The following is a 6,261-nucleotide window of genomic DNA, read 5'->3' as shown; positions in this document are numbered from 1 at the left end:
ACAAGGACCGCGCGTTCCTGACCAAGGGTGGCGTGTTCACCGATGCCTACATCGACGCCTACATCGAGCTGAAGATGCAGGAAGTGACCCGTCTGCGCATGGCCACGCACCCGGTCGAATTCGATATGTATTACTCGCTGTAATGCCGGTGAGCGGCGTGCGTGAATCTCACGTGACGTCGCTCGGCCCGCAAGGCGCGAACCAGGGACGACTTCGGTCGTCCCTTTTCTTTGGGTGCGACACAGCGGTGTTCGACATTGGGGCTGCAAAGAGCGCCTATTTGCGTGCTTTTGGGGCGCGCGATACGCCACAATGCCGCCATGCTGATTCGACCCCGTACCTCACGATTGAGCTTGTTGGCCGCGCTGGTCTTGCTGGCGATGCAAAGCGGCACGGCCGTGGCCCAGTCCACGGTCTACCGCTGCCCAGGGCCGCCGGTGCTCTATACCGACGCGCTGTCCGCCAAGGAGGCCCAGGACCGGGGTTGTCGTTCGATCGAAGGAACGCCGATCACGGTGCTTCAAGGGCCGCGGCCGCGTGCCAACGCATCGGCACCTGCGGCTCCCGCGACCCCAAGCGGCGAGGCCGCGCGGGGCAGCACAGATGGCAGGGTCGACCCGAATCAGCAGCGCGCGCGCGACAGCGAGCGCAGGCGTGTGCTGGAAACGGAGTTGCGCGAGGCCGAGGAACGCTTGGCTTCCTTGCAGCGCGACTTTGCGGGCAGCGCGTCTGAGCGGCGTGGCGATGAGCGCAATTATCAAAAGTACCTGGACCGCATGGCTGAGCTCAAGGCCAGCATCGTGCGTCAGGAAACCGATGTTCAAGCGCTCAAGCGCGAGATCAGCAAATTGCCTTGACGGCCTCAGCCACTCGCGGGTGTTGGGGCTTCGGGCTCAGACATCATGACCGAGTACCGACCTGTCTGCGCGTCCTCCAGCGGATTTGAAGCCTTTGACACCCTGGCCACCATGGTGGCTGTGGTCAAGCCCGATGGTGAATGCCTGTTCGCCAACGCGGCCTTTGAGAATGTGATGCGCCTGTCGCGCCGGGCGGTGGAGCGCAGCAATCTCTACGACTGGTTTGCCGACGCCAGCCGGCTGAGCGACACCGTTCGTGGCGTGGCTCGGAATGCCTATTCCAGCAGCCGTTTCGACGCCATGCTGCGCCGCGCAGGGCGCCAGTTCGAGGATTTGCTGCCGGTGCATGTGATCGTGTCGCAGATGGACTCCGAAGCCCAGGTCTTGGTCGAGTTGATTGAGAACGCGCAGCAAAACCGCCAAGACCGCGAGGAGCGCACGCTCGACCAGGTGCAAGCCACCAAAGAGCTGACCCGCAATCTGGCCCATGAGATCAAGAACCCGTTGGGCGGCATCCGTGGCGCGGCGCAGTTGCTGGCCATGGAGTTGGCGCCCACCGAGCTCGGGCCCGAGCTGGCCGAGTACACCCAGGTCATCATCCATGAAGTGGATCGCCTGCAATCCTTGGTCGATCGCTTGCTCGCACCGCACCGGCATGCCCCGGTCTTGGGCGATGTCAATATCCACGAGGTTTGCGAGCGGGTCAGGGCGCTGATCTTGGTGGAATATCCGCGTGGATTGAAGGTCATTCGTGACTACGACACCTCGCTGCCCGACTTCCGGGGCGATCGCGAACAGCTGATTCAGGCGGTGCTGAACATCGTTCAGAACGCCGCGCAGGCCCTGCAATCGCGCATTGCTGAGGCCAGTTCGGAGGAGCCGGCCTGCATTCGATTGCGCACCCGAGTGGCTCGCCAGGTCACCATCGGCAAGCAGCGTTGGCGCCTGGCATTGGAATTGCATGTGGAGGACAACGGACCCGGTGTGCCGGCCGAGATTCGAGACCGCATCTTTTTCCCGCTGGTGTCGGGGCGTGATGGCGGCTCGGGTTTGGGTCTGACACTTTCACAGACGATTGCTCAGCAACACCAAGGCATGTTGGACTGTGAGAGTGAACCGGGCCGAACGGATTTTCGATTGACTTTGCCCTTGCCCTGAACCGGGCAAGTCAGATGCGCTGAATTGCCTTTGGAAGCCTTTGCATGAAATCGATCTGGGTTGTAGACGACGACCATTCCATCCGCTTCGTGCTGGAGAAAGCGCTCAGCCGCGAGGGCCTGCCGGTGCGCTGCTTCAGCAATGCGCGCGATCTGTTGGCGGCCCTGGATGAAGACAGCCCGCAGGTGCTGGTGTCCGACATCCGCATGCCGGGAGGGTCAGGTCTTGACCTCTTGGCCAAGGTCAAGGCCCGCTTGCCGCAGCTGCCGGTCATCATCATGACGGCCTATTCGGATCTCGACAGTGCGGTCTCCGCCTTCCAAGGCGGCGCCTTCGAGTACCTGCCCAAGCCTTTTGATTTGCCGCGCGCGGTCGAGTTGATCCGGCGCGCTCAAGAAGAAAGCCAGCGCGAAGAAGCCAAGGGCGAGGAAACTGCGGCCGAAGTGCCCGAGATGCTGGGTCAGGCCCCGGCCATGCAGGATGTGTTTCGGGCCATCGGCCGCTTGAGTCAGAGTCATGTCACGGTGCTGATCACCGGGGAGTCGGGCTCCGGCAAGGAATTGGTCGCGCGCGCCCTGCACAAACACAGCCCACGCGCCGAAGGCCCGTTTGTCGCCATCAACACCGCGGCCATTCCCAAGGACTTGTTGGAAAGCGAGCTTTTCGGTCACGAGCGCGGAGCCTTCACCGGCGCCCAGGCCACGCGCCGTGGGCGCTTTGAGCAAGCGGATGGTGGCACTTTGTTCTTGGACGAAATCGGCGATATGCCGCTGGAGTTGCAGACGCGGCTGCTGCGGGTCTTGTCCGATGGCCAGTTCTACCGCGTCGGCGGCCACAGCCCTTTGCGCAGCAATGTGCGGGTGATTGCAGCCACGCACCAAAATCTTGAAGCGCGGGTGCGTCAGGGCGCTTTTCGTGAAGACCTGTTCCACCGTCTGAATGTGATTCGCCTGCGCCTGCCGGCGCTGCGCGAGCGCCGCGAAGACATCCCGGTCTTGGCGCGCTTTTTCTTGCAACGCAGCGCGGCCGAGCTCGGCGTGGAACCCAAGCGCCTGAGTGATGCGGCCTTGGCGCAGCTGACCGGCTTTGACTTCCCGGGCAATGTGCGGCAGTTGGAGAACATCTGTCATTGGCTCAGCGTGATGGCGCCGAGCCAGATGGTCGAGGCCAAAGACCTGCCGCAGGAGCTGCTGCAGCCGTCTGGGTCGAGTCTGCCGGTCGATTTGGCGCTGGTCGACGAGCCCGAACTGTCGCGCAAGCAGGCCCATCCCGCCTTGCCGCAAGCGGGGGCGGTGGCGGCGGTGATGCCCAGTTTTGCCGCCGGCCCGGACGCCTGGGTTGGCGAAATGGCACGCGAGGCCAGGCGCTTGCTGGCCGCCGGTGAGCCGGATGTTTGGGATGTCTTGACCCGGCGCTTTGAGGCCAGCCTGATTCTTGCGGCGCTGGAGCTGACCCGCGGACGCCGCATCGAGGCGGCGCAAAAGCTGGGCATTGGCCGCAACACCATCACGCGCAAGATTCAAGAGCTGGGCCTGGACGCCTGAGTGTTGGTTTGCTGCGCAGGCGCCCCTCCGCATAAACCCGAGCTGTCACGGCCAAGACATCTTTGTCGCCCGAATGCTGCCTAGAATCGAACGATCGTTCTATTTTCAGAGGCAGGGCTGAACAGCACCGGCGCTGCCTCGATGCCCGATGGCTCGGCCATCGGCGTTCAACCAGGGGACAGCATGACAGCCAGCTACCAAGTCCGCGGCCCGGTGGCCGTGATCACCTTGAACAACCCGCCGGTCAATGGCATGGGCTTTGCCACCCGCAAGGCCATCGCCAGTGCGATTGAGCAAGCCGAGTCGGATGCGGCCGTGCAGGCCATCGTCATCACCGGCGCGGGCGCGGCCTTCTCGGGCGGTGCCGACATCAAGGAATTTGGCAGCCCCAAGGCCCTGGCCGAGCCCAATTTGCTGAGCCTGGTCTTGTTGGTGGAAGCCTGTGCCAAGCCGGTCGTGGCGGCCATCCATTCGGTGTGCATGGGCGGCGGCCTGGAATTGGCCTTGGCTTGCCATTACCGGATTGCCGCCGTCGGCACCAAGGTGGCGCTGCCCGAGGTCAAGTTGGGGCTGCTGCCTGGGGCTGGCGGCACCCAGCGTTTGCCGCGTGCGCTGGGCGTGGAGCCAGCACTGAACATGATCGTCAGCGGCGAGCCGGTGCTCAGCGAATTGCTGGCCCAGGTCCCCGGCCAGCAACTGTTCCATCGCATGGCGCAGGGCGACTTGTTGGAGGAGGCGTTGGCCTTTGCCGCCGAGGTGGCGCCGCAGCGTCCCCTGCCGCGGGTGCGTGACTTGAAAGCCAGACTGACCGACGCCAAGGTCGATCCGCAGGCTTACTTTCAATTCGCACGCAATATGGTGGGTGCGCAGAGCCGTAACTTCCCGGCGCCACTGCGCTGCCTGGAGGCGGTGGCCGCTGCGGTGACGATGAAGTTCGACGATGGCATTCGCGCCGAGCGTGAGGGCTTTGCCGCGCTGATGATGACGCCCGAGTCCAAGGCGCTGCGCCACGCCTTCTTCGCCGAGCGGGCCACCAGCAAGATCGCTGATGTGCCCAGCGACACGCCGCTTCGCAAGATCGAGCGCGTCGCCGTCATCGGCGCCGGCACCATGGGCGGCGGCATCAGCATGAATTTCCTGAATGCCGGCATCCCCGTCATCATTTTGGAAACCAAGCAAGAGGCCTTGGACCGTGGCCTGGCCACCATCCGCAAGAACTACGAAGCCCAGGTCAAAAAGGGCAAGCTGAAGGAAGACAAATTCCAGCAGCGCATGGGCCTGCTCAGCAGCACGCTGAATTACGCCGACATCGCCCAAGCCGATTTGGTGATCGAAGCGGTGTTCGAGGAGATGAGCGTCAAAGAGGCGGTCTTCAAGCAGCTGGACGCAGTGATGAAGCCCGGTGCCATTCTGGCCAGCAACACCTCCACACTGGACATCAACACGATTGCCCAGTTCACCCAGCGTCCGCAAGACGTGGTGGGCCTGCATTTCTTCAGCCCCGCCCATGTGATGAAGCTGCTGGAGGTGGTGCGCGGTGCGGCCACCGGCAAAGACGTCTTGGCCACGGTGATGGCCATGGCCAAAAAGATCCGCAAGACGGCGGTGGTTTCGGGGGTTTGCGATGGCTTCATCGGCAACCGCATGATCGAGCAGTACTTCCGGCAGGCCGGTTTCTTGCTGGACGAGGGCTGCAGCCCCGAGCAGGTGGACCGTGCGGCGGAGAAGTTTGGTTTTGCCATGGGCCCCTTCCGCATGGGCGATTTGGCTGGCAATGACATCGGCTGGTCCATCCGCAAGCGCCGTTATGTGGAGAAGCCCGAGTTGCGCTATTCGGCCAGCGCCGACTGTCTTTGCGAACTGGGTCGCTACGGTCAGAAGACGCAAGCCGGCTGGTACGACTATCAGACCGGTCAGCGTGATGCGATGCCATCCCCCGTGGTGGCCGAGATGCTGCTCAAGCACCGGGCCTCGCTGGGGCAGGATGTGACGGTGGCGCCGCGTCAGATCCGTGATGAGGAGATCGTTCAACGCCTGGTCTATGCCTTGGTCAACGAGGCGGCCCATTTGCTTGAGGAAGGCATTGCTCAGCGGGCTTCGGATGTGGACATGGTCTACCTGACGGGCTATGGCTTCCCGCTCTGGCGCGGTGGCCCGATGTGCTATGCCGACACCATGGGCTTGTTCAATGTGGTGCAGGCGATGAAGCGCTTTGCCAAGAACCCCATGGATGACGCAAAGTTCTGGGAGCCGGCGCCCTTGCTGGCCCGTTTGGTCGCCGAAGGCGGCACCTTCACCGCCTGAGCCGCAGCGCCAATAGGAATCAAGACCATGAGCCAAGCACTGATTGTTTCGACCGCACGCACCCCCCTGGCCAAGAGCTGGAAGGGCGCTTTCAATATGACCCATGGCGCCACCTTGGGTGGCCACGCGGTGGCCGCCGCCGTGGCGCGCAGCGGTGTTGACGCCGCCGAGATCGAAGACGTCTTGATGGGATGCGCGACACCCGAGGGCGCCACCGGCAGCAATATCGCGCGCCAGATCGCGCTGCGCGCCGGCCTGCCGATCACCGTCAGCGGCGTCACCATCAATCGTTTCTGCTCGAGTGGGCTGCAGACGATTGCGATGGCGGCGCAGCGCATCATCGCCGGCGAGGGCGATGTGTATGTGGCCGGCGGCGTGGAGAGCATCTCCTGCGTGCA

The 6,261-nt window shown here is 63.5% G+C and carries 5 protein-coding genes and 1 pseudogene; all 6 read left to right on the top strand.

The features are described from left to right. Positions 1-143: pseudogene (glnA, locus tag ACOVRJ_RS11890) on the top strand (glutamine synthetase); the annotation flags it as partial. A 177-nt stretch (positions 144-320) separates the two neighbouring features. Beyond that, on the top strand, positions 321-857 hold the full coding sequence (locus ACOVRJ_RS11885) for a hypothetical protein (protein ID WP_422044064.1): 537 nt from the start codon (positions 321-323) through the stop codon (positions 855-857). A gap of 45 nt (positions 858-902) precedes the next feature. After that, complete coding sequence (glnL, locus tag ACOVRJ_RS11880) at positions 903-2,015, top strand: nitrogen regulation protein NR(II) (protein ID WP_422044063.1); 1,113 nt, start codon at positions 903-905, stop codon at positions 2,013-2,015. 44 nt (positions 2,016-2,059) lie between these two features. After that, positions 2,060-3,559: a nitrogen regulation protein NR(I) gene (gene ntrC, locus ACOVRJ_RS11875; protein ID WP_422044062.1), complete on the top strand. Its 1,500-nt coding sequence runs from the start codon at positions 2,060-2,062 to the stop codon at positions 3,557-3,559. Positions 3,560-3,742: 183 nt separating this feature from the next. Then, a complete protein-coding gene (locus ACOVRJ_RS11870) occupies positions 3,743-5,863 on the top strand; it encodes a 3-hydroxyacyl-CoA dehydrogenase NAD-binding domain-containing protein (protein WP_422044061.1) in 2,121 nt (706 codons plus the stop codon). 27 nt (positions 5,864-5,890) lie between these two features. Beyond that, a partial coding sequence (locus ACOVRJ_RS11865) for a beta-ketoacyl synthase N-terminal-like domain-containing protein (RefSeq protein WP_422044060.1) occupies positions 5,891-6,261 on the top strand: 371 nt, incomplete at its 3' end.

The sequence above is a fragment of the Roseateles sp. genome, from assembly GCF_049240545.1.
Classification (GTDB): Bacteria; Pseudomonadota; Gammaproteobacteria; order Burkholderiales; family Burkholderiaceae_C; genus Paucibacter_A.
This window is presented reverse-complemented; position numbering and strand designations above follow the sequence as displayed.